The organism is Chryseobacterium oryzae (assembly GCF_022811665.1).
Lineage (GTDB): Bacteria > Bacteroidota > Bacteroidia > Flavobacteriales > Weeksellaceae > Chryseobacterium > Chryseobacterium oryzae.
Map to the genome: position 1 here is coordinate 3,083,116 of NZ_CP094529.1, position 25,893 is coordinate 3,109,008.

A 25,893-nucleotide genomic window follows, 5' to 3' on the forward strand; every position below is an offset into this window, starting at 1 on the left:
AATTTTAATAAAATATGCTTTCAGCTAAAAAAAATATTTCGAGTTTATTCAAAATCCTTTTAATTATCGGGTTCGGATATTTCTTTTGGCTGATGTTGAAAATTACCTTCGAATATATTCCTTTGAAAAGTGATGTAAGTTTTTTAATGATTAAACAAACTGAAGTTACAGACAGACCAGAATATCTTTATTTTTTTTACACTCACGTTTACACAAGTATTTTTGTTCTACTAACCGGTTTTTTAGCCATTCTCAGAAAAGATTTTGGTGTGAAAAATTTCCATAAAAGCACAGGGAAAATATATGTTTTTCTAATTCTTTTATTTGCAGCACCATCAGGAATTTATATGGGAGTTTTTGCCAATGGAGGATTTCTTTCTAAAATTTCATTTGTGATTTTGGGGAGTTTATGGTGGTTCTCAACGTTTAAAGCTTATCAATTAGCCCGACAGAAAAAATTTACAGAACATAAAAAATGGATGTGGCGAAGTTTTGCATTGACAATTTCTGCCATTACCTTGAGAATGTGGAAAGTAATTATTGTATATTTATTCCACCCGAATCCGATGGATGTCTATCAAATCATAGCGTGGTTGGGTTGGGTTCCAAACATTATTTTAATAGAATATTTAATTTTAAAAAAACACATTTAATTGTATGAAAATTTTAAAAATTTCTTTAATTGCCCTTTTTGTCATCAGTTTATCTTCCTGTAAAAAAGAGACGGAAACCCATGCGAAGTCTAAAGACAGCTTAGCTGTAAAGAAAGATTCTGTAATCGTTCCCGAAGTACATAAAGAGTATTACGGTATTTACATGGGCGATTTTGAGGGGAGAGGTCAAGTCTATGACAGCGAGACGAAGGAGTATTATGATGGAATTGATTTCAAAAAAATCTCATTAAAAATCAACAGGATTACCAAAGACAGCGTTTACGGACAAAGCATTGTAGATGGAGCTCAAAGACCTTTCAGAGGGGTTTTTAAAGAAGGTTCCCAAACTTTTGTTTTGGATGAACCCGGAAATGATAAAACCGACGGAAGGTTTGAAGTGAAACTCAAAAACGACAGTATCACCGGGAAATGGACAGCCTTCAACAAGTCTGCAGTAAAAGCACCTTTGAAAAATCTGAAGCTGATTAAAAAGGAGTTTGTTTATAATCCCAATTTTATGCTGGATGAAAATTCTGATGTGGTAGACTGGGAAAATACCAAATATTCTAAAGAAAAATATACGGATGAAGAAACTGGGAAAACCGAAACTTTTACCGCCTCAAAAAATAGATATGCTTCTAAAGCCATATTTAAGATCAATGCTTCCAGGCAAAAGCTTACCGAAAAAGACTTAAAAAACCTCAGAAAACTCGATATGGAAATTATTAAAAATGCAGTTTTTGCAAGACACGGCTATGCATTTAAAAAACCTACGTACCGATATTTTTTTGAGCAGACAGACTGGTATATTCCGGTTTCTAACAATGTTGATGGCGAGCTTACTCCCTTGGAAAAAGACAATGTTGCTTTACTGAACCGTTTTATTCAATACGCAGAAGATAAGTATGACCAGTTTGGGAGATAATCTTAACCCTTTTTCCTGAATTGGAAGGAGGTATAAACGATCAGACATCCAACTGCATAACACAAAATATCTATCCACGAGAAAGAATTTCCAATAACAATATACATTAGGCTTCCTGGTTGGAAGCCTAATTTTTCGGCAATATTTAAATACTGTGCAAACTCTACGAGGCACGAGAAAATAAAAATTCCGATGATCAGTTTTTCTCTGTCTATTTGTAAAAAAGTCCTAACAAAAGTATAAAGTAATATTACAGCAATTACATCCCCTAAATAGGCACGCACAAAAAAAACATCTCTAAGCTTTGTCGCGATTAAAACCTCTACTAAAAAAAGCAAAATTGTAAGAACAAAAAAAGGGATGCTGAATTTTAGCTTGAAATCGAAATCTTTGTTTTCCACCATTTTAAAATGTTACTGTAATGTAAATATAAAACAAATTACAAATAATTCTAAATATCTTAACTTTGCAATCATTAACTGGAATCAAATCCTGATTTAAAAATTCCACAATTAAAAACAAAATGATTAAAACCATCCTAATTTCTATTGCAGTAATTAGCAGTGTTTTCTTATCTGCACAAGATTCTGCTTCGGTTGCCTCAAAAAATCCTGAAATAAATACAATTCCGGTTTCAGATTCAATATCTGCTACAGATTTAGATTTTTTAAAGAAAAAATTCGACTTGAAAGATGTTGCATTAAGTGCAGATACAACACCTGAATTTGTGGGTGGAATGAAACAATTCAGAAAAAGATTTTTTGAGTTTTACAAAGTTTCTCATTCTAAAAAAGATAATGTACGTCTTTATTTTGTTGTAGAAAAAACCGGATACGTAAGAAATTACATCGCAATTTCTCCAAATAAAAAACTGAATAAAGATGCAGAAACAGCCATGCAGAAAGTTTTTGAACGCTGGAAACCTGCTACCATTAAAAATCAAGCGGTAAGGTATCTTATGGTTTTTCCTGTTTCCACAGAAACTTTTATTGAGGACAACAAAGAAGACGAAAATAGTAAGCTTCAGAATATTAACGCAGCCGAAATTCCGGATCTGAATTATCTAAAAACTGTTTTTGATCTAAAAGGGGTTGTTTCTAAAGCAGATACAGCACCCGAATTCCCTAACGGAATGAAAGCTTTTAAAAGAAAATATTTTGAAGCTATTGAAACTCTGAATCTTAAAAACAATGAAAAATTAGATGTACATCTTTATTTTATTGTTGAAGAAAACGGTTATGTAAGAAATGTTACCGCAGTAGGAAAAAACAAAAAACACGTTAAAGAAGCAGAATTAGGAATCAGTAGATTAACTGAACGTTGGAAACCAGCCACAATAAACGGGAAACCTGTACGGTATCTTTTTTACTTCCCTTTGGTTAGCAAAAAGTATGATTAAATTGCATTGGTTTCTGGACAACATCCAATAAGTTAAATAATTACCTGGGAAAACTTATGAAATATATTATTACCGCAATAGCTTTAATTTTTAGCATTACCGCTTTTGGGCAAGTTGCTAGCTCCACTGAAGTGCCTCTTCCGGTTTCTCAAGAGGACAAGAATAAGCCCATAGATTTCCTGATAGTTTATAAAAATCCAGATGTAATGCCCGATTTTCCTGAAGGAATTTCAGCTTTTAGAACTCAATTCCAGAATGCTGTCGACACCAATGCTTTTCACCCTGAAAATGGAGAAAACGATCTCAAAGCTTTAATAAGTTTCATCATAGAAAGAGACGGCAGTATGACCGATGTAAAAGTAAGCGGCTCCAACGAAAAATTCAATGCCGAAGTTAAAAAAGCGGTACGAAGCATTAAAGACAAATGGAAACCGGGTAAAATTAAAGGACAAGCTGTAAGAAGCCGATATAAAATACCTTTAACAATAAAAATCAGTTAAAATTTTTACCCTCCGATCATTTTTTTAATTGAATTCAATTTCATCAAAGCCTCAATCGGCGTCAATGTATTGATGTCGATTTTTGTAAGTTCTTCCCGAATATTTTCCAAAACAGGATCGTCCAGCTGAAAAAATGATAACTGCATGTTTTCTTCCGTCACTCTTTTAATGCTTTCTGAAGATCCTCCACTTTGAGAACGGCTTGCTTCAAGGGTTTTCAAAATTTCATTGGCTCTGTTCACAACTTTTGATGGCATTCCTGCCAATTTTGCTACGTGAATACCAAAACTGTGTTCACTTCCACCCGGAACAAGTTTTCTGAGGAAAATTATATTTCCTTTATTTTCCTGAATAGAAACATGAAAATTTTTAATTCTTTCAAAATTCACGGTCATCTCATTCAGTTCATGATAATGAGTGGCAAACAAAGTTTTAGCCTGTGTAGGATGTTGGTGAAGGTATTCTGCAATTGCCCATGCAATAGAAACACCATCGTAGGTAGACGTTCCGCGTCCGATTTCATCCAAAAGAATCAGGCTTCTTTCCGAAATATTATTAAGAATATTCGCCGCTTCGTTCATTTCAACCATAAAAGTCGATTCGCCCGCAGAAATATTATCACTTGCTCCTACTCTGGTAAATATTTTATCTAAAACTCCTATTTCTGCATGTTTTGCAGGTACAAAGCTGCCTATCTGAGCCAAAAGACACACAATTGCAGTCTGACGCAAAATGGCAGATTTCCCCGCCATGTTGGGTCCTGTAACCATGATAATCTGCTGAGAATATTTATCTAAAAAAATATCATTCGGAATGTACTTTTCACCTAACGGAAGTGCATTTTCTATAATCGGGTGTCTTGCTTCTTTCAGATCGATAGAAAAATTTTCATTCAGTACCGGTTTGGTATAGCTTTCAGATACAGCCAGTTCAGATAATCCGACAGCTACATCCAACTGTGCAATGATAGTAGAGTTTTCCTGAATTTTATCAATATATATCATAGTATCAGAACAAACTTTACGGTAAAGTTCATTTTCCAAAACACTAATTTTTTCTTCTGCACCTAGAATCTGATTTTCGTATTCTTTCAGCTCTTCTGTGATGTACCGCTCTGCATTCACCAACGTTTGCTTTCTCAGCCATTCGGCAGGTACTTTGTCTTTGTGGGTATTTCGGACCTCAATAAAATATCCGAACACGTTATTAAAATCTATTTTCAGACTAGAAATACCTGTTCTTTCTATTTCTCTTTGGCACATTTCATCCAAAAATCCTCTTCCTTTACTTTGAAGCCCACGAAGATGATCTAACTCAACCGAAATATTTTCTTTAATTACATTTCCTTTGGCAAGACTTACGGGAAGTTCGTCATTCAAATGATTTTCCAGTAAAACAATGAGTTCATCCAAATTATTTATGGGTTCCAACCACGCCAAAACATCTGCATGAGGATGCAGTAAGTATTTAATTTTCTGAATATTGATAAGACTTTGTCGAAGATATCCCAATTCTTTAGGAGAAATTTTTTCGGCAGCCAGCTTTCCCATTAATCGGTCTAAATCTGAAATTGAACGGAGCAAAACAGAGATTTCATACTTTAGATGATCGTTTTCGTTGAGAAAATCTATTAAAGAAAGCCTTCTGTTAATCTCATGAACCGATTTTAAAGGAAGTATAATTCTTCTTCTTAAAAGCCTTCCACCCATTGGTGTAGACGTTTTATCTACAATATCCAAAAGTGATTTCCCTTTGGCATTGCTCGGATAAACGATTTCTAAATTTCTGAGCGTAAAATGATCCATCATCAGATAATCTTCCTGCGGAATTACCTGAATTTTGGTAATATGTGCCAATAAGTTGTGATGAGTATCCTCCACAAGATAAGCGAAAATAGCTCCTGCTGCTGTAATCGCCAATTGAGAATTTTCTACCCCAAAACCTTTTAAAGAATTGGTTTTAAAATGATTGGTAAGTTTCTCGTATGCAAAATTATATTGATAAGCCCAATCTTCAAGCTTAAAAACATTTTTATTCTTAAGTTGCTCCGGAATCTGAACACTGCGTTGGTAAATAATCTCACTAGGATCGAACGTGCTTACGATATGCAGGAGTTTTTCCAAATTACCTTCACTTACCAGAAATTCTCCCGTAGAAATATCTACCAAAGCAATTCCGTATTTTTCTTTTTCTTTGTGAAGCGATAGAAGAAAATTATTTTTCTTCGATGTTAAAACCTGATCGTTGAACGTTACTCCCGGAGTTACCAGTTCCGTAACGCCACGCTTTACGATTCCTTTTACCGATTTAGGATCTTCCAACTGGTCACAAATGGCAACTCTAATCCCTGCTCTCACAAGCTTCGGCAAATAAGAATCTACAGAATGATGCGGAAATCCAGCAAGCTCTATATGCCCTTCTCCATTGGCTCTTTTCGTTAAAACAATTCCTAAAATCTGTGATGTTTTTACAGCATCCTGCCCAAAAGTTTCGTAAAAATCACCTACTCTGAACAGCAAAAGCGCATCCGGATATTTCGCCTTGATGGTGTTATACTGAGTCATTAAAGGGGTTTCTTTTTTCGCTGCTTTTGCCATTACAATCTGTCTTACAATTGGGACGGTAAAAGTAAGAAATAAAACAAAAGTATTCAAGGAGATAACCGAGACAACAAAAATCTAAAAACAGTATCTTTGCCAAAAGAAAAGTACCAATATGACCATCAAAGAAAAACAGCAGGATATCATTAACGAATTTGCCTTTTTGGATGACTGGGAACAGAAATACGAATATATTATTGATCTTGGAAAAGAGCTGAAGGGGCTGTCGGAAGATAAAAAAACAGACGAAAACCTCATCAAAGGCTGCCAAAGTAAAGTGTGGATTGATGCTGAATTTAAGGATGGAAAATTATTTTTCGATGCCGATTCGGACGGTATTTTGCCTAAAGGGATTGTTTCTCTTCTTATCAGCATTTACAGCGGGCATTCTACACAGGAAATTCTCGACTCTGATTTCGATTTTATTTCCGAAATCGGGTTGCAGGAATTTTTGTCTCCATCCAGAGCCAACGGATTAATGGCAATGACCAAACAGATTAAATTTTACGCTGTTGCTTATCAATTGAAATCTTAAGAAGTGACCCGAATTTTAGCATACCGTTTCTCTGCTTTTGGTGATGTTGCCATGACAGCACCTGTGTTCAGGGAGTTTTTGGAGCAGAATCCTAATGTGGAAATCATTATGGTTTCCAGAAAAAATTTTGAAAGCTTATTCTCTGATATTCCGAATGTTATCTTCCACGGAATTGATGTAGACGATTATAAAGGTTTTTTGGGAGTACGCCGTTTGGCAAAAGAACTCCTCAATCTTTACAAACCTAATTATATTGCTGATTTGCACGATGTTATACGTTCTAAAATACTGGATAAAATTTACATCAGAAAAGGGCTAAAAGTTTTTAAAATAAATAAAGGAAAAGAAGAAAAAGAAAATCTTACCAATGTTTGGAATTTAGATAAATTTCAGCTTAAAAAAACTACAGAACGTTATGCAGATGTATTTCGTGAAATGGGTTTTACGGTAAACCTTTCGCACCAGCTTCGTCCGAAAACTACACAAAAAAAAGGAATTGGTTTTGCTCCTTTTGCACAGCATAAAGGAAAAATGCTGCCTTTAGAAAAGTCTTTCGAACTGGCAAAAATTCTGGCAGAGAAAAACACAGTTTACTTTTTTGGTGGCGGAAAAAAAGAAATGGAAACCCTAGAAAAATGGGAACAGCAAATTCCTAACACCCAAAGTTTGGCAGGAAAACTTAGCCTTTCGGAAGAACTGAATAAAATATCTGAGTTGGAAGTAATGATTTCTATGGATTCTGCCAATATGCATTTGGCAAGTATTGTGGGAACAAGGTGTATTTCTGTGTGGGGTTCTACCCATCCTTTTGCGGGGTTTTTAGGGTTCGGACAAAGTGAAAATGACGTGGTCCAGATTAAAGATTTAAGCTGCAGACCGTGTTCAGTTTTTGGAGACAAAGAATGCTTCAGAGGAGATTGGGCTTGTCTTGAGGAAATAAGAATTCAGCAAATTATCGAAAAAGTTTAGCACAATGAAAATTTCTGTGTGCATTCCGGTCTTTAATTTCGATGTAAGAGAATTGATTACAGAATTAAAACATCAAATTCAAAAAGATTCTTTAAACGCAGAAATTATTGTTATTGACGATGCTTCAGACTCCAAATTCATCCAATACAACCAGGAAATTCTAAATTTGTGTGACGGTTTTGTCGGTCTTGAAAAAAATATAGGCAGATCAAAAATCAGAAATCTTTTTCTTAAATATTCGCATACCGATTACCTACTTTTTCTGGATTGCGACGGTCAAATTATTTCTGATGATTTTTTAAAAAAATATTTCGATTTTATAGAACTAAACCTCTCATCACAAGTCGTTTATGGAGGAAGAATTGCCCCTAAAAAACCTTTGACACCCAATAATATTTTAAGATGGAGGTTTGCTGTTGAAAGAGAAAATTTACCTTTAAAAAAAAGAATTGAGAAACCTTATTTAAGTTTTCAGACCAATAATTTTCTGATTTCTAAGAATGTTTTTGAGGAAGTGCCTTTTAATACTTCTGTCAAAAAATACGGATATGAAGATTTAATTTTCGCGATGGATTTAAAAGCCAAAAATATCCCGATTCATCATATTGAAAATTATATTTTAAATAACGATGTGGAATCTAATGTGGTTTATCTTAATAAAGTAGCCGAATCTATCGATAACCTTGCCTTATTATTGAAGGATAAAACGTTACATTCAAAATTATCCGAAATAAAAATAGTAAAAGCTTACCTGTTTATTTCTAAAGTGCCTGCATTAAAGTTTGCTGTAGCAAAAATCTTAAACAGTTTTGAAGGTTATTTTATCAAAAATTTACGTTCTCAGAATCCGAATCTTACGTTTTTGGATCTTTATAAGCTTCTCCTCCTTATAAAAAGATTATCATAACTATTTTTGGAGAAATTCAAAGAAAGTTCTTTCCTATAAATTTTACTGTTGATATTGCATTTTAAAACTGAGAATATCAATCCTTCCACTCAGTAACCATATTGTACCATTCGGTCATATAAAATTGATTCGAGATTGCATTCTGTACTACATTTGTTTCAACAAAAACAAACAGTTACACTTTAAATCTGAAAATATGGAAACTTACATCAACAAAGAAGAATTAGCTTACCAAAAAGCAGCCACAAGAGTTAAAGAATTAAAAGGGTTTTATGGCAACCTTACTTCATATTGCCTAGTAATTTCTTTTTTAGCGGTTCTAAATCTTTTAACTTCACCAGAATATCTTTGGTTTTTATGGCCAATGTTAGGATGGGGAATTGGCATTGTTGCACATGCCGCCACCACTTTCGGAATCGGAAAAGAATGGGAAGAAAAGAAAATAAACCAGCTTATACAGGAAGAAAAAAATAATTCGAAATCACTTTAATTAAATATCACTAAATAACTATCATCATGAACTATAACATCGCACAACAAAGAGTAAAAAATTTAAAATCATTCTATAAAAACTGTATGTGGTTTGCAATTGTAGCAATCATAATTTCGGGTAGAGGTTTTGTAAAATGTATGACCACAGATTACACTTTTCATGGCTCATTAATTCTTACAATTTGGGCAATAATTCTTGTAGTAAAAGCAGTAAAACTATTTATATTGAATTCTTCTTGGGAACAAAAAATTATTGAGCAGGAAATGAATACTGAAAAGAAATATTAGGATATAAAGATCAAAATATTTCTTTATTTTTAACATTAGATAAAATCTTGAAATTTAAATGGGAATGATTAAAACAGTTATTATTGAAGACGAGAAACCTGCCGCAAGAAAACTGGAAAGAATGTTGGGTTTATTTCCTGATTTACAAATTGTTGCCAATCTGGAATCAGTAGAAGAAGCAGTAGAATGGTTTTCGGGGAATGAGCATCCTCAGCTTATTTTTTCTGATATTGTTTTGGGCGATGGGCTTTCGTTTGATATTTTCGATAAAATTTTCACCAAGGCATTTATCATTTATACCACCGCCTTCGATCAGTATACTTTAAAAGCTTTCAAACTCAACAGTATCGACTATCTTTTAAAACCGATAATGGAAGAAGATCTTCAAGGTGCTATTGAAAAGTTTAAATCTTTTATCCCATCAGATCAAGCTATCAAATCGTCCGACATTAAGCAACTCATTAAGAAAGAAAAAACAGTTTTATCCAGAATTCTTGTGAAGATAGGATATAATCTTAAGATTGTTCAGACCCAAGAAGTAAGCTGTTTTTTCAGCGAAAATAAAATTGTTTATCTGCAAACTCAGGAAAGAATATATCCTTCAGATTTCACGTTGGATGAGTTGGAAGATGCTTTAGACGAAAAGAAATTTTTCCGGGTTAATCGCCAGTATATCATCAATTCAGATTATATTAAAAATATACATACTTCTCCCAATTATAAAGTGGAACTGGAGTTTCAGCCACAAGAAGAAATTACCGTTAGCCGCGACAGAGTGAAAGATTTTAAAGATTGGCTGGTAGGAAATTAAAAAAAACCTTAAACAGAATGATTGTTTAAGGTTTGTCTTTTATTAAAAAATATTTTAGGAAATTACACCACTTCCGATAAGTTCGTCATCCAAATACCATGACGCAAACTGACCTTCTGCTATTGCAGACTGCAATTCTTCGAATTCTATATAGAAAGCGTCTTCAAACTGATACAAAACAGCTTTCTGCAAAGGCTGTCTGTATCTGAATCTTGCTAAAACTTCCATAGATTCTCCATTTTTTAGTTTTAAATCTTCACGAACCCAATGGAGTTCAGAATTATCAATTTTTAAAGCTTTTTTCAAAAGTCCCGGAAACTGATGCCCTTCTCCTACAAAAAGAATATTGTTTTCCATATCCCTGGAGATGATAAAGCAACTTTCCTTATGGCCTCCTATTCCTAAACCTTTACTTTGACCAATGGTAAAAAACTGTGCTCCTTGATGTTTTCCAATAACTTTACCGTCCGTTTTTTGATAATGAATTTTTCGGCTTAAAAATTCTAATTCTTCCTGTTTTGAAGAAAATTCGGGTTTTTTTTGAGCAAAAATTGGTGAATCTTTAAAAATTTCTACAATTTCTCCTTCTTTTGGAACCAACTGCTGTTGCAAAAACTGTGGTAAACTTACTTTCCCGATAAAACATAAACCCTGCGAATCTTTTTTATCGGCGGTTACCAAACCTATTTCTTTAGCAATTTCTCTTACTTGAGGCTTTGTAAGCTCTCCGATAGGAAATAAAGCTTTAGAAAGCTGATCCTGACTTAACTGGCAAAGGAAGTAAGACTGGTCTTTATTATTATCTTTACCTGCCAAAAGATGAAAAATTTCTTTTCCGTCTTCATCAATGGTAGAATTTACTCTTGCATAATGCCCCGTTGCCACTTTATCTGCACCTAAAGACATTGCCGTTTTCATAAAAACATCAAATTTTACTTCTCTGTTGCACAAAACATCTGGATTGGGAGTTCTTCCTCGCTGATATTCATCGAACATGTAATCTACAATTCTTTCTTTGTAAAGATCGCTCATATCGATTACCTGAAAAGGAATTCCAAGCTTTTGAGCCACCATAAGCGCATCATTGCTGTCTTCTATCCACGGACACTCATCTTCCAATGTAGCCGAAGCATCATTCCAATTTCTCATAAAAAGAGCTACGACTTCGTGCCCTTGCTGTTGCAGCAAATAAGCTGTAACACTAGAATCTACGCCTCCGGAAAGGCCTACAACTACTTTCATTTTTTCAATTTTACGAAACTCTTAACGGGAGTTCTTAGTTTGACGGTGCAAAAATACGATTTTATTAAGCAGTATTTTGATTATTAAATAAATGCTTTAAATTTGAATGATTGATAACCATTAACAATGATGAAAAAAATTATACTCTCGGCTTTTATTTTTTCTGCTTTGGTTTTAAATGCTCAAACAGAAAACAGTTCTCAGGACACAATGCACTCCAACTGGACTTTCGGAGGGGGAATTGGAGCAAGTTTCGGAAGCAACAATTACTTTAATCTTTCCGCAGCACCACGAGTGGGATATCGGTTTACAGACAATCTGGAAGGCGGAGCTTTGGGAAGTATTTCTTGGCAGAAATCTAATTATTATCGTTCGACCATGTTCGGGTTGGGACCATTTCTGAACTATTATTTTGCAAGATCTTTTTTTGTAAGTGCCAATTATCAGCATTATTTTATCAACTATAAAGATACTTTTTACGATTTTAAAGCAACCAAAAATGAAGATGCTCTATATCTTGGCGGTGGTTATATGCAGAGTATCGGTAATAATTCTTATCTGCAATTAGGATTGATGTACAATGTATTGTGGAAAGAAAATTCGAGTATTTTCTCTAGCGGATTAGTGCCCAATATTGGATTTGTGGTAGGATTGTAAATTATTGATTTTGGAAAATGTAAGAAAAAATAAAAAGCATCGGAAATATCCCGATGCTTTCTTTTTATAGTTTAGTTATTCAATCTAAGACTGAGATTTTTCAGCAGATTTTTTTGGTTTTGATGTTTTACCTTCTAATCCGTCTTTCGCTTCATTAAGATCAAGAACTACCGTTTCTCCTTCAGTTAATTGTTTATTTACCAGCATTTCTGCCAATAAATCTTCAATATACTTCTGAATAGCTCTTTTTAGAGGTCTTGCTCCGAAATCTTTATCCCAACCTTTTTCAGAAATAAAATCTTTAGCATTATCTGTTAACTCAACTTTATAGTTCAGTTTTTCTAGTCTGCTGTAAAGTTTATTCAATTCGATATCAATAATTTTCTTGATATCTTCTTTCTCAAGAGAGTTGAAGATAATAATATCATCAATTCTGTTTAAGAATTCCGGTGCAAATGCTTTTTTAAGTGCATTTTCTATAGTACCTCTGGCTCTGGAATCAGAATTGGTTTTCTTCGCATTTGTTCCGAATCCTACTCCATCCCCAAAATCTTTAATATCTCTTGTACCGATATTCGACGTAAGGATGATAATTGTATTTCTAAAATCAATTTTTCTACCTAAACTATCTGTAACGTGACCTTCATCTAAAATTTGAAGCAGGATATTGAATACATCCGGGTGAGCTTTTTCAATTTCATCCAAAAGAACAACTGCATAAGGTTTTCTTCGTACAGCTTCGGTTAATTGTCCGCCTTCTTCATACCCAACATATCCCGGAGGCGCACCAACCAATCTTGAAACCGCAAATTTCTCCATATATTCGCTCATATCGATTCTTATTAAAGCTTCATCAGAATCGAAAAGCTCTCTTGCCATTACTTTACCAAGCTCTGTTTTACCGACACCCGTTGTTCCGAGGAAAATGAAAGTTCCGATGGGTCTGTTTGGATCTTTTAACCCGGCTCTGTTTCTCTGAATGGCTTTAACTACTTTTTTCACAGCATCTTCCTGACCGATTACTTTACCGTTCAGCTTTTCATCCATCTGAGCCAATTTGTCGAGTTCATTTTTGCCAACTTTGGTTACAGGAACGCCACTCATCATAGAAACAACTTCTGCTACATTTTCTTCAGACACCGTTTCTTTCTTCTCTTTTACATCTTTATCCCACTGGTCCTGAGCAGAATTAAGCTCCATCTGCAAACGTTCTTCTTCGTCTTTCAGTTTTCTGGCTTCAAGATAATCCTGAGCTTTTACTGCTTTCTGTTTTAGCTCATTTATTTCCTCAATTTTCTTTTCGAAATCGATAATTGCAGTAGGAACTTTCATGTTTTTGATGTAAACACGAGAACCTGCCTCATCCATCGCATCAATAGCTTTGTCTGGTAAAAAACGGTCTGTTATATATCGAGATGTAAGATTTACACACGCCGCAATAGCTTCAGGAGTGTAAATTACATTATGATGTTCTTCATATTTATCTTTAATCTGATTCAAAATCTGGATGGTTTCTTCAATAGAAGTTGGCTCCACCATTACTTTTTGAAATCTTCTTTCTAAAGCTCCATCTTTCTCGATGTACTGACGGTACTCATCCAAAGTAGTCGCACCAATGCATTGAATTTCCCCTCTTGCTAAAGCTGGCTTGAACATATTGGAAGCATCTAAACTTCCTGTAGAACTTCCGGCTCCAACAATAGTATGCAACTCATCTATGAATAAAATTACGTCACGGTTTTTCTCGAGTTCCGTCATAATGGCTTTCATTCTTTCTTCGAACTGACCTCGGTATTTGGTTCCCGCAACCAGACTTGCAAGATCCAGGGTAATAACTCTTTTTCCGAAAAGAACTCTGGAAACTTTTTTCTGTTGAATTCTCAATGCCAAACCTTCAGCAATCGCAGATTTCCCAACACCCGGCTCACCAATTAAAAGAGGATTGTTCTTTTTTCTTCTCGATAAAATCTGAGAAACTCTCTCTATTTCTTTCTCGCGACCGATAACCGGATCTAATTTTCCGTCTCTTGCCAAGGCGGTTAAATCTCTACCAAAATTATCTAACGTTGGAGTTTTACTTTTTGCAGAACCTAGATTTCCGGTAGGTTTTCTCATTTGCTCAAATTCTTCTTTATCGTCATCGTCATCATAAGCAGAATTCCGCGGAGTTTGTCCAGAATTTTTCAGCATTTTTTGATATTCTCTAGACACACCTTCATAATCTACATCATAAGCGCCCAAAATAGTGGAAGTAGGATCTTCATATTTATAAAGAATACCCAAAAGCAAATGAACAGTATTAATTTCGTTTGTTTTGTATTGTCTGCATTCGAGCTCTGCACGTTTAACGGCATGATCTGCCATTTTCGTGAAAGAAATATTGGTAACCTCCTCAGAAATAGGATTTAGACTTGCTGTATTTAAAGTTTCAATTTTTCTTCTGATCTGTGTTAAATCGGCATTAAGGTTTTGAAGGATTTCTTTTGCAGAGTTTTCTGTTTTTATAATACCTAAAAGTAGATGTTCTGTATTAAGAAATTCACTTTTCAGCCTTCGGGCTTCATTTTTGCTTTGCTTGAACACTTGGCTCAAACCTTGTGAAAACTTATAATCCATAATTTATCTCATTAGAATAAAAGCAACGTTGCCTTATATTCGATATCTAAATTACAAATATTTTACCAAATAACAATTAATGACTTTATGGCAGAAAAATGTTTTTTATCTTTCTGAAAATGATTAAGTTTGTGATTCTCAAATTCTGTTCATGAATCCTGATACCGCAACTTACATCGGTTATGCCGCTTCTCTTTTTATTGTTTTAAGTTTTATCCTGAAAGATTTAACAAAAATCAGGATTGTTAATTTAATTGGCTGTATCTGTTTTGTAATCTACGGTATTTTCAGCGGTATGCTTTGGCCGGTTATTATCCCCAATGGAATTATCTGTCTGGTGCAGATTTATCATTTAATTGCGGCAAAAAATAAACATGAGCAGTAAAAAAATTTTAGTCTCCGCGTTCAGCAATTTGTATACGGATCAAAGAATAGAAAAAGTCTGCCGAACTTTATACGAAAACGGATACCAAATTGAGCTAATTGGAAATGATTGGGGCGGTAAAACAGAAATGCACCGACCTTATCCTTTTTCCCGAATTTCTTTATCTTCCAAAAGCTTAAAAACCGCTTATTTTGAATTCAACTGGAAGCTGTATCATGAATTAAAATCTAAATTTGATAAAAACACAATTCTTTTAGCAAATGATTTGGATGCACTGTTACCGAATTATTTAATTTCAAAAAAATACAATATTCCTTTGGTTTTCGACAGCCATGAGATTTTTTCTGAAATGCCTGCTATACAGGGTAAACTGTCACAAAAACTGTGGAGATATCTCGAAAAAAGTCTTGTTCCGAAAATAAAATTCATGATGACTGCAAGTTCGGGGTATGCAGACTGGTTTCATAGAAAATATGGCGTGGATGCAGTGGTTGTAAGAAATGCACCTAGAAAGTTTGATTTTTCACAAAATATTCCCGAGAATAATCCTAAAATCATTTTATATCAAGGCGTTATCAATCCTTTCCGCGGAATTGACAAAGCGATATTGGCAATGCATCATCTTGAAAATGTAGTTTTTAAAATTGCAGGTGATGGTCCTATGAGAAAAGAATATGAAGATTTGGTTACAAAGGAAAATCTTCAGGAAAAAGTACAGTTTATAGGGAAATTGCTGCCACAGGATTTACGTAAAATTACGATTTTGGCAGATTGCGGAATGAGTATTGAAGAAAACGGCGGAGAAAGTTACTTTTATTCTTTGCCCAACAAAGTTTTAGACTGTATTCAGGGCAGAGTTCCTTTAATTATGTCTCCATTTCCTGAAATGGAAAGCATTAAAAACAGGTTTAATGTGGGTGAGATTATCGAAAATCATAATCCTCAGTCTATTGCCAAAGCCATAAAAAAAGTGTTAGAAAAAGGCAGAAAAAATTATTTCCCTGAACTCGAAAAAGCTGCCGAAGCCTTATGTTGGGAAAATGAAGAGCACAAAATTCTGAATCTTTTTGAAAAAATTACACTCTCTTAGTTTCAGAAATACACTATAAATGTCTGCTGCGTTATTCTAATCTTTTATCTTTGCAATATACAGTGTATTTATGAGAGTTTACGACACCAAACATTTCCTTAAAATTCTTTTTAGCCTTCATAAAAGCGATACGTTGAAGATTCTTTTTCCTTCGATGCTTCTTATGGCTGTATATTCTTACGGTGTTCAGTATCTTGAGATAGAATATCTTCATTTAACTTCAAACTCGAAGGTGAGTAATGTAGGGATGATTCATTCTTTACTCGGATTTGTACTTTCTTTGCTTTTGGTTTTCAGAACAAATACAGCGTACGACAGATGGTGGGAAGGCAGAAAACTGTGGGGAAAACTGGTAAATGATTCCAGAAACTTTGCCATAAAAATTAATTCTATTCTTGCAGAAGACAGGCAATCTGCATATCAAATTGCAAGATATATTAAATATTTTCCGCATTTTTTAGCAAAACACCTTTCTAAAGAATCTACGAGACTCGCATTGGATGAAGATTATTCTGAGATCGAAAACTCATTGAAAAATCATGGTCCTTCAGATTTAATAGCACTTCTTAGCCATAAATTATATCAGCTTAAAAGAGAAGGTAAGATTACCGATACAGAAATGCTTTTTTTAGACACACAATTATCTGGTTTTCTGGAAGTTTGCGGCGGATGCGAGAGAATTAAAAACACTCCTATTCCTTATTCTTATTCATCTTTTATAAAAAAGTTTATCATTCTGTATGTTTTGGCACTTCCCATTGCGTATGTCATTAATCTCGGATATTTTATGATTCCGCTAACGGTTTTTGTCTTTTATGTATTAATGAGTTTAGAATTAATCGCTGAAGAAATAGAAGATCCTTTTAATAATGATGAAAACGATATTCCTATGGAAACTATTGCTCAGAACATCGAACGAAACGTTCATCAAATCATCGTTGGAAAAAAATAAACAGCTGAATTCGCTCTGCAATTGAATTCATAAATTTTAAATAGAAATAATATTTTGGTACACAAATTAAAGCTTGAGGAGCTCAACAGAATAGATGTAGAAACATTCAAGAAAACAGATAAAATCTCTTTGGTCGTCGTGTTGGATAATGTTAGAAGTATGCATAATGTAGGAGCCACTTTCAGAACTGCGGATGCATTTTTGGTGGAAAAGATTGTTCTTTGCGGAATTACACCTCAACCTCCACACCGCGAAATCCATAAGGCGGCTCTGGGTGCTACAGAAAGTGTAGACTGGAGCTATGAAAAAGACATCAATACCGCTATTGAAAATTTGAAATTAAATGGCTTTGAAATTTTGGGAATCGAGCAAACTTCAAACAGCATTATGATTTCTGATTTTAAAATTGATCATTCTAAAAAATATACCATTATTCTGGGCAATGAAGTAGACGGAATTAGCGATGAAGCTTTACCAAACATCGAAACTTTTCTTGAAATTCCTCAATTGGGAACCAAGCATTCTTTAAATGTAAGTGTTTGCGGAGGAATCGTAATGTGGGAGTTTGCAAAAGCCTTAAAATAAAAAACTGCTTCTGTCTGAAAGACAGTGCAGTTTGAAATAAATCTAATAAAAAGTAAAAATGAAAGGCGACAAAGGTACATTTTTTTTGGACGCCGACAAATTTTTAAGAACGAAATTTTCAACTTTTCAAAAAAAACAGGTTGATAAGGAAATTGTTTAGTTGAATTTTTTATAAATTAGCACAATGTTTATTAAGGACTATATCTCAAAAGATTTTCCGTGTTTTCATCTTTCTGATTCTATAGAGTCGGCAAGAGAAACAATAGAAGCTTTTGGATATACACATATTTTCATTAAGAAATCTCATCACTTCCACGGTGCAATAGCCAAAGACTTCCTCTATGAAGAAGAAGGCAGCCTTAAAAATCTGGAACATCAGATTGAAAGATTTGCTATTTTGGAAGACAATAATATTTTAGACAGCATTCGTCTTTTTTATACTTTCGATGCGAATGTAATTCCCGTCATCAATAAATCCGAAAAATATTTGGGATATATTACCTGTGATGATGTTTTCCGTACGCTATCAAAATATCCGCTTTTTTCAGAAACCGGTGCAATAATTACGGTAGAAGTACCTTCCAGAAAATATTCTATGACGGAAATTGCCAATATTGTAGAAAGCAACAATTCTAAATTTTACGGAGGTTTTATCAGCATGATGTCGGATGAAGTCATCCAAGTAACATTGAAGATGAGCAATGAGAATCTAGCGTCTATTGATGCAACATTCGACAGATACGATTACAGAATTGTAGAAAAATATTATTCTGACGAGAAAACAGATATGTTGAAAGACCGGTTTGGTTTTTTACAGAAATTTATAGAAATCTAATATGAAGGCAGCCATTTATTCGCAGAAAAAAGACTTAGATACTTTTTTATATTTAAGTAAATTTATCTCCGAGCTGGAAAGCAGAGGTGTAGAATCTGTTCTGTATAACGAAATGGCAGAAGCACTTCAGTTTTCTAAAATTTTCGAAACTTTTTCTCATAAGCAAGATCTTATTGAAAAAAAAGTAGATCTTTTTTTTACTTTTGGAGGAGACGGAACCATTGTAAACGCTCTTACTTTTATAGAAGATTTAGAAATTCCTATTGTAGGAGTAAACACAGGAAGATTAGGTTTTCTCGCAAGTTTTACCAAAGAGGAAGCCTTTAAAGCACTGGATTCTATCCTTAAAGGAGATGTAAAAACCAGCCGCCGTTCTGTAATTGAAGTTGTTTCTCCAAAATCTGAAGATTTTTTTCCTTTTGCCTTGAATGATGTGACAATTTCCAGAAAAGAAACCACATCTATGATAACCGTAGATTCTTACATTAATAACGAATTTCTGAATGTTTTTTGGGGAGACGGCGTTATTGTTTCTACTCCAACAGGTTCTACTGCCTATTCTCTAAGTTGTGGAGGTCCTATTATTTCTCCCAACAACGAAAATTTTGTTATCACCCCAATCGCCCCTCATAATCTTAATGTAAGACCTTTGGTTGTGAATGATAAGGTCGAAATAAAATTCAGAGTGGAGAGCAGAGTTCCGCAATATTCTCTTTCATTAGACTCCAGACTTATTCATATCGAAACAGATCAGGAAATCGTGATCAAGAAAGCGAATTTTCAAATTTTGCTTGTGCAGCCAAACAATCTCAGTTTCTACGAAACTATACGCCAGAAGCTTCTTTGGGGAAGAGACAAAAGAAATTAATTATTGATTAAAAAAATGTTATCTTTACAAGAATTTTCAAACTAAATTTAATCTTACTAAAAGCTAAAATATGAGCAGAATTTTTCCGGCAGGAGTTGCCACAGGTCAGTTAGTTACAGATATTTTTCAGCATGCGAAAGAAAATAAATTTGCATTGCCTGCAGTAAACGTAATCGGTTCGAGCACCGTAAACGCTGTAATGGAAACTGCTGCAAAACTAAATTCTCCAGTTATTATTCAGTTTTCCAACGGAGGTGCTGCTTTTAATGCAGGAAAAGGATTGAGCAATGACGGACAAAAAGCTGCCATTCTTGGTGCAATTGCAGGAGCTAAGCATATTCACACTTTAGCAGAGGCTTACGGAGCTACCGTAATTCTTCATACCGATCATGCTGCAAAAAAATTATTACCTTGGATTGACGGTTTACTAGATGCAAGCGAAGAATTTTACAAACAAACCGGTAAATCGCTTTACTCATCTCACATGTTGGATCTTTCTGAAGAGCCTTTAGAAGAAAATCTTGAGATTTCTGCTCAATATTTCGAAAGAATGGCAAAAATGCAGATGACTTTAGAAGTTGAAATCGGTGTAACAGGTGGCGAAGAAGATGGTGTAGACAACTCTGGTGTTGATAACTCCTTATTGTACACTCAACCTGAGGATGTAGCTTATACCTATGAAAAATTAAAAGCTGTTTCTGATAACTTTACCATTGCTGCTGCTTTCGGAAATGTTCACGGTGTTTACAAGCCAGGTAATGTAGTTTTAACTCCAAAAATCTTAGAAAACTCTCAAAAATTTGTTCAGGAAAAATTCGGAACTGCAGCTAAACCGGTAAATTTTGTATTCCACGGTGGTTCTGGTTCTACTTTAGAAGAAATAAGAGAAGCAATTGATTATGGAGTAATTAAAATGAATATTGATACCGATCTTCAGTTTGCTTATACAGAAGGAATCAGAGATTATATGGTAAACAATGTAGAATATTTGAAAACTCAAATCGGAAATCCTGAAGGCGAAGAAAAACCAAACAAAAAATTCTATGATCCGAGAGTTTGGGTAAGAAAAGGTGAAGAAACGTTCTCTAAGAGATTGGTACAGGCATTTGAAGATTTAAATAACGTAAATACGCTTAAATAAAATTTGTATAAAGTAAAATGTATAAAGTACAAAGTATTTTAATGCTCTGTTTTTATACATTTTACACTATACATTGTACATTAATACTTATTAAAAATGGCATTCGACTGGTTTAAAAGAAAAGCACAAAATATTACAACCTCTACAGATGAGAAGAAAGATGTTCCGAAAGGACTTTGGCATCAGACTCCGTCTGGAAAAGTAGTGGAACATGATGAACTTAAAAGAAACAATTATGTTTCTCCGGAAGATGGCTTCCACGTAAGAATAGGAAGTGCTGAGTTTTTTGATATCCTTTTTGACGAAGGCAAGTTTACCGAATTGGATGCTAATGTTGAAAGTATTGATATGCTCAACTTTAAAGACACAAAGTCGTATACTGACCGTCTGAAGGAAGTTAAAGCAAAAACAAAACTCACAGATTCTATTAGAAATGCTGTGGGAACCGTAAACGGAACCGAAATGGTGGTTTCTTGTATGGATTTCGCTTTCATTGGAGGATCTTTGGGTTCTGTAATGGGAGAAAAAATCAGAAGAGCGATTGATTACTGTATCGAGAAAAAACTTCCTTATATGATTATCTGCCAATCTGGTGGAGCAAGAATGCAGGAAGCAACCTATTCTTTGATGCAGTTGGCAAAAGTTCAGGCAAAACTGGCTCAGCTTTCAGAAGCGGGTCTTTTGTATATTGCCTACCTTTGCGATCCTACTTTTGGCGGAATTACCGCATCTTTCGCAATGACGGCAGACATCATCATGGCAGAACCTAAAGCATTGATCGGATTTGCAGGGCCAAGAGTAATCCGTGAAACCATCGGTAGAGATTTACCGGAAGGTTTCCAGACTTCAGAATTCCTTCAGGAAAAAGGGTTTGTAGATTTTATCGTTAAAAGAACAGAAATAAAAGATAAAGTATCGCAAACAGTAAATTTATTGGCTTCGAAAGCATAAAATTTAATTTAAATAAAACAAATCTCTCTCAATTTGGGAGAGATTTTTATTTTTTATGAGGACTTTTAAAGTGATTTTCAACACCATAAAAAGCATGAGTTTAAAAAAAATTCTCAGGCTTTTGTCCGCTGTGTTACCCCATCCTATTTTCTCGGTTTTAAGTTTTTATGCAACAATAAAGGCTTTTACCATTGCACAGAAGCTTTATCCTAAAACTGCCTCAAAAAATGGAAAAGGCAATGCCTTCAGACATGCATTTTGGTGCTGCCTCATTACCATGTACTGCAGTAAAGTATCTTCTCCTGAAAAAGCTTTGGATTTCTGTAAAAAAATTACAGATCTTCACGAAGAATTATTTCCCAATAAGCCATTGGAAACCAAAATGGATTTGCACAACAATAAGGTTGGGATGGATTATTTTATGGAGCTTCTCCCGGGAATTCACCGTCAGTTTTTTGAAAAAAGTTTCTTCGTAGAAGAGTTGCAAAAAAAAACAGCAAATGCAAAAGTGTTGAAAAACCTGGATGATGATTTTGCCGGAGAATTGGTTTATTTGGATGAAAAATAAAAATTAAGCGTTTCATTTATCCATTAAGAATATAATTCCGTAGGAATATCAGCATAATTTCCCCAAAAATATACCGTTTAGATTACTAAGGAATGACAAAAATTCAGTAATTTTAATGTCGCCGAAATTTATATCTTCTCTCTTTTTGTAATCTTACTTTTTTTTAATTAAGTTTAAACAATTAATTTCATCAAATGGTTCTCAGCAGAATTTGGTCGGCGTTTATTATTATTGCGATTGCAATCGCGAGTATAAAATATATTTCATCAAGCCATTACAAAACCATTTTCAACGATATGGTGGTTGGAAAAGGCGGAGATACGGTACAAATTGCGACTCAAAATATGAGTGCGATAACGCCGCTTATAAGAGATAGTTTAATGAAAAAATCAGATTTTGCTGATAATAGAATTCATTACAAAACCGATTCTCTGAAACAAAATGTAAAGGTTTACCGTATTCAGGAATCAGATGGAGTGATAGGAACTTCAGAAACAGCAGTAAAAATCTGTCTCGGTTTAATTGGAATTATGACATTATTTATGGGATTCATGAGTATTGCTGAAAAAGCTGGTGGAATAAATCTGTTAAGCCGTTTAATTCAGCCATTTTTTTCGAAATTATTTCCCGAAATACCTAAAAACCACCCTTCTTTTGGACACATGCTGATGAACTTCAGTGCCAATCTTTTAGGTCTGGATAATGCAGCCACTCCTTTTGGTTTAAAAGCTATGGAAAGTCTGCAGACTTTAAATCCAAATAAAGACACCGCAAGCAATTCACAAATTATGTTTCTCTGCCTTCACGCAGGAGGGATGACTTTAATTCCGGTTTCCATAATCGCCATACGAGCTTCAATGGGTTCGAAGACACCTACAGATATTTTCTTGCCCTGTATGATTGCCACTTTTACAGCTACTTTGGCTGCAATGATCATTGTTTCGGCTTATCAGAAAATCAATTTATTAAGACCTGTTGTCATTGCGTATGTGGGCGGAATTTCTGCTATTATCGGACTTTTGGTAGTTTATTTGGTTCAATTAAGTAAAAATGAACTTGACGATTTCAGCAAGGTTCTAAGCAATGGACTCATCCTTTTCATTTTTGTTGCCATCGTTCTTGGAGCAGTTTACAAAAAAATAAATGTGTTTGATGCTTTTATTGACGGTGCAAAGGAAGGTTTCACTACCTGCGTGAAAATTATCCCGTATTTAGTGGGAATGTTAATCGCGATTTCTCTTTTAAGAACTTCAGGCGTTTTTGATGTAATAATTGACGGAATGAAATGGATCGCTTATTCAGCCAATGTAGATGCAAGATTTGTAGACGGACTTCCAACTGCTTTAATTAAGCCTTTATCTGGGTCTGGAGCCAGAGGAATGATGGTGGATACTATGGCAACTTTCGGAGCAGACAGTTTTCAGGGGAAATTGGCAGCGGTTCTTCAGGGAAGCTCAGATACGACGTTTTATGTGATTGCAGTTTATTTCGGAGCTGTAGCCATTAAAAATACCAGATATACCGTAATTGCCATGCTTCTGGCAGATTTAGTAGGAATTATTACTTCTATTGTATTGGCGTATTTGTTTTTTGCTTAGATAAATTTTAAACTTAAAAATATGATTACAGATAAAGAATTTACATTACGGCTGATCCGTCAGCTAACTCAGGCATTAGAAAAACTGATTTTGGATAAACCTGAAGAAAGTTTAATGCAAAAAGATTTAGATTTCGATTCTTTAATGAAAGATATTTTCAAATTCGATTTTGTAACACTTTCATCAAAATCAAAAGAAGAAATCATTGAAATTGTAAATGAAAGACAGGAAAGAGATCGTAAAGATTATTACGAAATGCTCGGAAATCTTTTCTATTATAACGGAAAGGTCTTAAATAAACCCGATTTTTTAGCTAAAGCAAAAACTTTTTACGAGCTTTATTTACAAACCAGCGGAATTTTTGCACTTCCCATCATTAACAGAATAAGCGAAATTAAGAATCTTTCTTAGATTAAAATCGTTCTAATTTCACAAAAAAAATGCTCACGACTTTTTATTATTGTGAGCATTTTCGTTTAAAATCCTAAGTATTTAACTTCTAAATTACTTTTGTTTCTTTGCCCAAAGCTCCATTTTTCTGTTGAGAACATCTAAAGGAAGACAACCCTGATTCAGAATTTCATCATGAAATTTAGCCAAACTGAATTTATTTCCAAGTTCTTTTTGATATTTTTCTCTCAGCTCTCTTATTCTTAAAGAACCGATTTTATAGCCTAAAGCCTGTCCGGGCATTGCCATATATCGTTCAACTTCTGCAACTGCTCCCGCTTCATCGTAGGCAATATTATTTAAAAAATAAGTAATTGCCTCTTCTCTGGTCATTTTACCTGTATGAATCCCGGTATCTACCACCAAACGAACTGCACGAAGCATTTGATCGCTTAAATATCCCATTTTTTGGTAAGGATCTGTATATAAGCCAAACTCCGGACCTAAAGTTTCGCAATAATGTGCCCAACCTTCTCCATAAGCTCCAAACCAGCCAAATCTCATAAATTTTGGAAGTTTTGTATTTTCCTGCTGCAAAGAAACCTGATAATGATGTCCCGGAATTGCTTCATGCAAGAAAAGAGATTCCATTCCTGAAGTTACATTGAATTTTGTAGGATCTGGAATAGGCATATAGAAAATACCCGGTCTTTTTCCATCCGGAGTTCCCTGAATATACTCTGCACTTGCACTCGCTTCACGAAATTTTTCTGTCTGTCGGATTTCAAACTTTGTTTTGGGAGTAACTCCAAACATGGTTTTTAGCTTTGGAGTAATTTTAGCTAAAATTCCGTTGAAGCCATCCAAAACCTCTTTAGATGTTTTATAAGGCATTGCTTTAGGATCTGTTTTTACAGAGGTAATAAACTGTTCCAAAGTTCCTGTGAAGCCAACCTGCTGTTTTACTTTTTCCATTTCACCCCGAAGCATCGCTACTTGTTGTAATCCTATTTTATTTATTTCTTCGGGAGTTTTGTTGGTGGTAGTCCAGCTTTTCGCATAAAATTCGTAGATGTTTTTACCATTAGGAAGGCTGTTGTAACCATCTGTTTCTCTAGCATTTGGCAAATATTCTTTTTCAAGGAAATCTCCCATTTTTTTATATGCCGGAATAATATTTTTTATGATAGATTCCTTATAAAGTTTTGCATATTTATCTTTTTGATCTTTGGTGAAGTTTTTAGGAAAATTATTAATGGGACCATAGAAAATATTTTTTGCAAAATCTGTAGTAATAATTTCTTCTGACCTCATCTGAGGAATCATTTTGATGACTAGTTTTTTGGGTAAAACCATCTTATTGGTCATTCCTTCTTTGAAATTTTCTGTTGCCGCATTCATCCAAACCGGAAATTTCTCCATTCTTTTCAGCCAATCTTCATAATCTTTGTCTGTATTGAAAGGCTGACTTCCCTGCCCACTTCCGTATAACGGAAAGCTTAAAGGCAAACCTCCAAACTGTGTAAAAGGAATATATTCCGGGTGGTAAACAAAAGCTTCAATTTTGTCATTCAAAGTAAAATCCAAAACATCGTAAACTACTTTATCATCATCCGAAAGGCTTTTGTAATCTACATTTTTAAGCTGCTTAAGCACCGAATTATAAAATGCTAATTCTCCAGATATAAAATCTTTGTCTATATTAATCGGTAACTGGTCGTTATATCTTAAATCTCCCTGAGAAGTAGCTTCTAAAGGATATAGCTTTAAATATTGCTCATAATAATTGGAAGCAATAGAATCTATATTCGTAGGCGTAACTTTGGTAATCGGAGAATCTGTTTTTTTACAGGAAATTACTGCCGATGTAAGACTGATTGCTAAAATGGCTTTCAGAAAGATATTTTTCATGAGAATATACATTTAAAAAACAAAA

Annotated in this window: 27 protein-coding genes; 22 read left to right on the plus strand and 5 right to left on the minus strand. The window is 34.4% G+C overall.

Annotated features, from left to right (window positions below; genetic code table 11):
* Positions 1 to 14 precede the first annotated feature (14 nt).
* Together MTP08_RS14015 and MTP08_RS14020 are read left to right on the plus strand one after the other, a co-directional pair.
* On the plus strand, positions 15 to 653 hold the full coding sequence (locus MTP08_RS14015; RefSeq protein WP_243576470.1) for a DUF2306 domain-containing protein: 639 nt from the start codon (positions 15 to 17) through the stop codon (positions 651 to 653).
* 4 nt (positions 654 to 657) lie between these two features.
* Positions 658 to 1,578, plus strand: coding sequence for a YARHG domain-containing protein (locus MTP08_RS14020; protein ID WP_243576471.1), 921 nt, complete (start codon positions 658 to 660; stop codon positions 1,576 to 1,578).
* Positions 1,579 to 1,580: 2 nt separating this feature from the next.
* On the opposite strand, the gene MTP08_RS14025 is transcribed toward MTP08_RS14020, so the two are convergent.
* On the minus strand, positions 1,581 to 1,982 hold the full coding sequence (locus MTP08_RS14025; protein WP_243576472.1) for a ribosomal maturation YjgA family protein: 402 nt from the start codon (positions 1,980 to 1,982) through the stop codon (positions 1,581 to 1,583).
* 119 nt (positions 1,983 to 2,101) lie between these two features.
* Here MTP08_RS14025 and MTP08_RS14030 point away from each other — a divergent pair, with 119 nt between their 5' ends.
* Together MTP08_RS14030 and MTP08_RS14035 are read left to right on the plus strand one after the other, a co-directional pair.
* The gene (locus MTP08_RS14030; protein WP_243576473.1) at positions 2,102 to 2,977 is read left to right on the plus strand and encodes an energy transducer TonB; all 876 of its coding nucleotides are present in this window, start codon (positions 2,102 to 2,104) and stop codon (positions 2,975 to 2,977) included.
* A 56-nt stretch (positions 2,978 to 3,033) separates the two neighbouring features.
* Complete coding sequence (locus MTP08_RS14035; RefSeq protein WP_243576474.1) at positions 3,034 to 3,477, plus strand: energy transducer TonB; 444 nt, start codon at positions 3,034 to 3,036, stop codon at positions 3,475 to 3,477.
* Positions 3,478 to 3,482: 5 nt separating this feature from the next.
* On the opposite strand, the gene mutS is transcribed toward MTP08_RS14035, so the two are convergent.
* Positions 3,483 to 6,074 (minus strand): DNA mismatch repair protein MutS, encoded by a 2,592-nt coding sequence (mutS, locus tag MTP08_RS14040; protein ID WP_243576475.1) that lies wholly within the window; start codon positions 6,072 to 6,074, stop codon positions 3,483 to 3,485.
* Between the two features lie 118 nt (positions 6,075 to 6,192).
* On the opposite strand from mutS, the gene MTP08_RS14045 reads away from it, so the two are divergent.
* From MTP08_RS14045 to MTP08_RS14070, 6 genes are all read left to right on the plus strand, one after another.
* Positions 6,193 to 6,612, plus strand: a complete 420-nt coding sequence (locus MTP08_RS14045; protein WP_209388737.1) for a SufE family protein — start codon at positions 6,193 to 6,195, stop codon at positions 6,610 to 6,612.
* A gap of 3 nt (positions 6,613 to 6,615) precedes the next feature.
* Positions 6,616 to 7,581, plus strand: a complete 966-nt coding sequence (locus tag MTP08_RS14050) for a glycosyltransferase family 9 protein (protein WP_243576476.1) — start codon at positions 6,616 to 6,618, stop codon at positions 7,579 to 7,581.
* 4 nt (positions 7,582 to 7,585) lie between these two features.
* On the plus strand, positions 7,586 to 8,488 hold the full coding sequence (locus tag MTP08_RS14055; RefSeq protein ID WP_243576477.1) for a glycosyltransferase family 2 protein: 903 nt from the start codon (positions 7,586 to 7,588) through the stop codon (positions 8,486 to 8,488).
* 196 nt (positions 8,489 to 8,684) lie between these two features.
* Entirely contained in the window at positions 8,685 to 8,978 is a 294-nt protein-coding gene (locus tag MTP08_RS14060) for a 2TM domain-containing protein (protein WP_243576478.1), read from the plus strand.
* 26 nt (positions 8,979 to 9,004) lie between these two features.
* The gene (locus MTP08_RS14065; protein ID WP_243576479.1) at positions 9,005 to 9,268 is read left to right on the plus strand and encodes a 2TM domain-containing protein; all 264 of its coding nucleotides are present in this window, start codon (positions 9,005 to 9,007) and stop codon (positions 9,266 to 9,268) included.
* Positions 9,269 to 9,332: 64 nt separating this feature from the next.
* Positions 9,333 to 10,079 carry a LytR/AlgR family response regulator transcription factor gene (locus MTP08_RS14070; RefSeq protein WP_243576480.1) on the plus strand — a complete coding sequence of 249 codons (747 nt, stop codon included), beginning with the start codon at positions 9,333 to 9,335 and terminating at the stop codon, positions 10,077 to 10,079.
* Positions 10,080 to 10,133: 54 nt separating this feature from the next.
* Here MTP08_RS14070 and mnmA read toward each other — a convergent pair whose 3' ends face one another.
* Entirely contained in the window at positions 10,134 to 11,321 is a 1,188-nt protein-coding gene (mnmA, locus tag MTP08_RS14075; protein WP_243576481.1) for a tRNA 2-thiouridine(34) synthase MnmA, read from the minus strand.
* Positions 11,322 to 11,447: 126 nt separating this feature from the next.
* Here mnmA and MTP08_RS14080 point away from each other — a divergent pair, with 126 nt between their 5' ends.
* Positions 11,448 to 11,978, plus strand: a complete 531-nt coding sequence (locus tag MTP08_RS14080; protein ID WP_243576482.1) for a hypothetical protein — start codon at positions 11,448 to 11,450, stop codon at positions 11,976 to 11,978.
* An 84-nt stretch (positions 11,979 to 12,062) separates the two neighbouring features.
* Here MTP08_RS14080 and MTP08_RS14085 read toward each other — a convergent pair whose 3' ends face one another.
* A complete protein-coding gene (locus MTP08_RS14085) occupies positions 12,063 to 14,594 on the minus strand; it encodes an ATP-dependent Clp protease ATP-binding subunit (RefSeq protein ID WP_243576483.1) in 2,532 nt (843 codons plus the stop codon).
* Between the two features lie 151 nt (positions 14,595 to 14,745).
* Between MTP08_RS14085 and MTP08_RS14090 the strand changes: the two genes are divergently transcribed.
* The 11 genes from MTP08_RS14090 (at position 14,746) to MTP08_RS14140 (ending at position 23,978) form a co-directional block, all read left to right on the plus strand.
* The gene (locus MTP08_RS14090) at positions 14,746 to 14,979 is read left to right on the plus strand and encodes a uroporphyrinogen decarboxylase (protein ID WP_209388744.1); all 234 of its coding nucleotides are present in this window, start codon (positions 14,746 to 14,748) and stop codon (positions 14,977 to 14,979) included.
* Positions 14,969 to 16,069 carry a glycosyltransferase gene (locus MTP08_RS14095; RefSeq protein ID WP_243576484.1) on the plus strand — a complete coding sequence of 367 codons (1,101 nt, stop codon included), beginning with the start codon at positions 14,969 to 14,971 and terminating at the stop codon, positions 16,067 to 16,069. Before MTP08_RS14090 ends, MTP08_RS14095 begins: the two co-directional genes overlap by 11 nt.
* A 70-nt stretch (positions 16,070 to 16,139) precedes the next feature.
* Complete coding sequence (locus MTP08_RS14100) at positions 16,140 to 17,021, plus strand: bestrophin family protein (RefSeq protein ID WP_243576485.1); 882 nt, start codon at positions 16,140 to 16,142, stop codon at positions 17,019 to 17,021.
* Between the two features lie 54 nt (positions 17,022 to 17,075).
* Positions 17,076 to 17,606 (plus strand): RNA methyltransferase, encoded by a 531-nt coding sequence (locus tag MTP08_RS14105; protein ID WP_243576486.1) that lies wholly within the window; start codon positions 17,076 to 17,078, stop codon positions 17,604 to 17,606.
* Positions 17,607 to 17,790: 184 nt separating this feature from the next.
* Positions 17,791 to 18,441: a CBS domain-containing protein gene (locus MTP08_RS14110; protein ID WP_243576487.1), complete on the plus strand. Its 651-nt coding sequence runs from the start codon at positions 17,791 to 17,793 to the stop codon at positions 18,439 to 18,441.
* A 1-nt stretch (position 18,442) separates the two neighbouring features.
* A complete protein-coding gene (locus MTP08_RS14115) occupies positions 18,443 to 19,309 on the plus strand; it encodes an NAD kinase (RefSeq protein WP_209388749.1) in 867 nt (288 codons plus the stop codon).
* Between the two features lie 70 nt (positions 19,310 to 19,379).
* On the plus strand, positions 19,380 to 20,450 hold the full coding sequence (gene fbaA / locus MTP08_RS14120) for a class II fructose-bisphosphate aldolase (RefSeq protein ID WP_209388750.1): 1,071 nt from the start codon (positions 19,380 to 19,382) through the stop codon (positions 20,448 to 20,450).
* Positions 20,451 to 20,546: 96 nt separating this feature from the next.
* Positions 20,547 to 21,401 (plus strand): acetyl-CoA carboxylase, carboxyltransferase subunit beta, encoded by an 855-nt coding sequence (gene accD, locus MTP08_RS14125; RefSeq protein WP_243576488.1) that lies wholly within the window; start codon positions 20,547 to 20,549, stop codon positions 21,399 to 21,401.
* 55 nt (positions 21,402 to 21,456) lie between these two features.
* The gene (locus MTP08_RS14130; RefSeq protein WP_209388752.1) at positions 21,457 to 21,969 is read left to right on the plus strand and encodes a DUF6973 domain-containing protein; all 513 of its coding nucleotides are present in this window, start codon (positions 21,457 to 21,459) and stop codon (positions 21,967 to 21,969) included.
* A 194-nt stretch (positions 21,970 to 22,163) separates the two neighbouring features.
* Entirely contained in the window at positions 22,164 to 23,567 is a 1,404-nt protein-coding gene (locus MTP08_RS14135) for a nucleoside recognition domain-containing protein (RefSeq protein WP_243576489.1), read from the plus strand.
* A 21-nt stretch (positions 23,568 to 23,588) separates the two neighbouring features.
* Complete coding sequence (locus MTP08_RS14140; protein ID WP_243576490.1) at positions 23,589 to 23,978, plus strand: hypothetical protein; 390 nt, start codon at positions 23,589 to 23,591, stop codon at positions 23,976 to 23,978.
* A gap of 93 nt (positions 23,979 to 24,071) precedes the next feature.
* Here the strand turns inward: MTP08_RS14140 and MTP08_RS14145 are convergent, their stop codons facing one another.
* Positions 24,072 to 25,868: a DUF885 domain-containing protein gene (locus tag MTP08_RS14145; RefSeq protein ID WP_243576491.1), complete on the minus strand. Its 1,797-nt coding sequence runs from the start codon at positions 25,866 to 25,868 to the stop codon at positions 24,072 to 24,074.
* Positions 25,869 to 25,893: the final 25 nt, after the last annotated feature.

Bases quoted from the DNA above. Each gene is read 5' to 3' on its own strand.
- MTP08_RS14015 (WP_243576470.1), top strand. From the start codon at position 15: ATGCTTTCAGCTAAAAAAAATATTTCGAGTTTATTCAAAATCCTTTTA.
- MTP08_RS14020 (WP_243576471.1), top strand. From the start codon at position 658: ATGAAAATTTTAAAAATTTCTTTAATTGCCCTTTTTGTCATCAGTTTA.
- MTP08_RS14025 (WP_243576472.1), bottom strand. From the start codon at position 1,982: ATGGTGGAAAACAAAGATTTCGATTTCAAGCTAAAATTCAGCATCCCT.
- MTP08_RS14030 (WP_243576473.1), top strand. From the start codon at position 2,102: ATGATTAAAACCATCCTAATTTCTATTGCAGTAATTAGCAGTGTTTTC.
- MTP08_RS14035 (WP_243576474.1), top strand. From the start codon at position 3,034: ATGAAATATATTATTACCGCAATAGCTTTAATTTTTAGCATTACCGCT.
- mutS (WP_243576475.1), bottom strand. From the start codon at position 6,074: ATGGCAAAAGCAGCGAAAAAAGAAACCCCTTTAATGACTCAGTATAAC.
- MTP08_RS14045 (WP_209388737.1), top strand. From the start codon at position 6,193: ATGACCATCAAAGAAAAACAGCAGGATATCATTAACGAATTTGCCTTT.
- MTP08_RS14055 (WP_243576477.1), top strand. From the start codon at position 7,586: ATGAAAATTTCTGTGTGCATTCCGGTCTTTAATTTCGATGTAAGAGAA.
- MTP08_RS14060 (WP_243576478.1), top strand. From the start codon at position 8,685: ATGGAAACTTACATCAACAAAGAAGAATTAGCTTACCAAAAAGCAGCC.
- MTP08_RS14065 (WP_243576479.1), top strand. From the start codon at position 9,005: ATGAACTATAACATCGCACAACAAAGAGTAAAAAATTTAAAATCATTC.
- MTP08_RS14070 (WP_243576480.1), top strand. From the start codon at position 9,333: ATGATTAAAACAGTTATTATTGAAGACGAGAAACCTGCCGCAAGAAAA.
- mnmA (WP_243576481.1), bottom strand. From the start codon at position 11,321: ATGAAAGTAGTTGTAGGCCTTTCCGGAGGCGTAGATTCTAGTGTTACA.
- MTP08_RS14080 (WP_243576482.1), top strand. From the start codon at position 11,448: ATGATGAAAAAAATTATACTCTCGGCTTTTATTTTTTCTGCTTTGGTT.
- MTP08_RS14085 (WP_243576483.1), bottom strand. From the start codon at position 14,594: ATGGATTATAAGTTTTCACAAGGTTTGAGCCAAGTGTTCAAGCAAAGC.
- MTP08_RS14090 (WP_209388744.1), top strand. From the start codon at position 14,746: ATGAATCCTGATACCGCAACTTACATCGGTTATGCCGCTTCTCTTTTT.
- MTP08_RS14095 (WP_243576484.1), top strand. From the start codon at position 14,969: ATGAGCAGTAAAAAAATTTTAGTCTCCGCGTTCAGCAATTTGTATACG.
- MTP08_RS14100 (WP_243576485.1), top strand. From the start codon at position 16,140: ATGAGAGTTTACGACACCAAACATTTCCTTAAAATTCTTTTTAGCCTT.
- MTP08_RS14110 (WP_243576487.1), top strand. From the start codon at position 17,791: ATGTTTATTAAGGACTATATCTCAAAAGATTTTCCGTGTTTTCATCTT.
- MTP08_RS14115 (WP_209388749.1), top strand. From the start codon at position 18,443: ATGAAGGCAGCCATTTATTCGCAGAAAAAAGACTTAGATACTTTTTTA.
- fbaA (WP_209388750.1), top strand. From the start codon at position 19,380: ATGAGCAGAATTTTTCCGGCAGGAGTTGCCACAGGTCAGTTAGTTACA.
- accD (WP_243576488.1), top strand. From the start codon at position 20,547: ATGGCATTCGACTGGTTTAAAAGAAAAGCACAAAATATTACAACCTCT.
- MTP08_RS14130 (WP_209388752.1), top strand. From the start codon at position 21,457: ATGAGGACTTTTAAAGTGATTTTCAACACCATAAAAAGCATGAGTTTA.
- MTP08_RS14135 (WP_243576489.1), top strand. From the start codon at position 22,164: ATGGTTCTCAGCAGAATTTGGTCGGCGTTTATTATTATTGCGATTGCA.
- MTP08_RS14140 (WP_243576490.1), top strand. From the start codon at position 23,589: ATGATTACAGATAAAGAATTTACATTACGGCTGATCCGTCAGCTAACT.
- MTP08_RS14145 (WP_243576491.1), bottom strand. From the start codon at position 25,868: ATGAAAAATATCTTTCTGAAAGCCATTTTAGCAATCAGTCTTACATCG.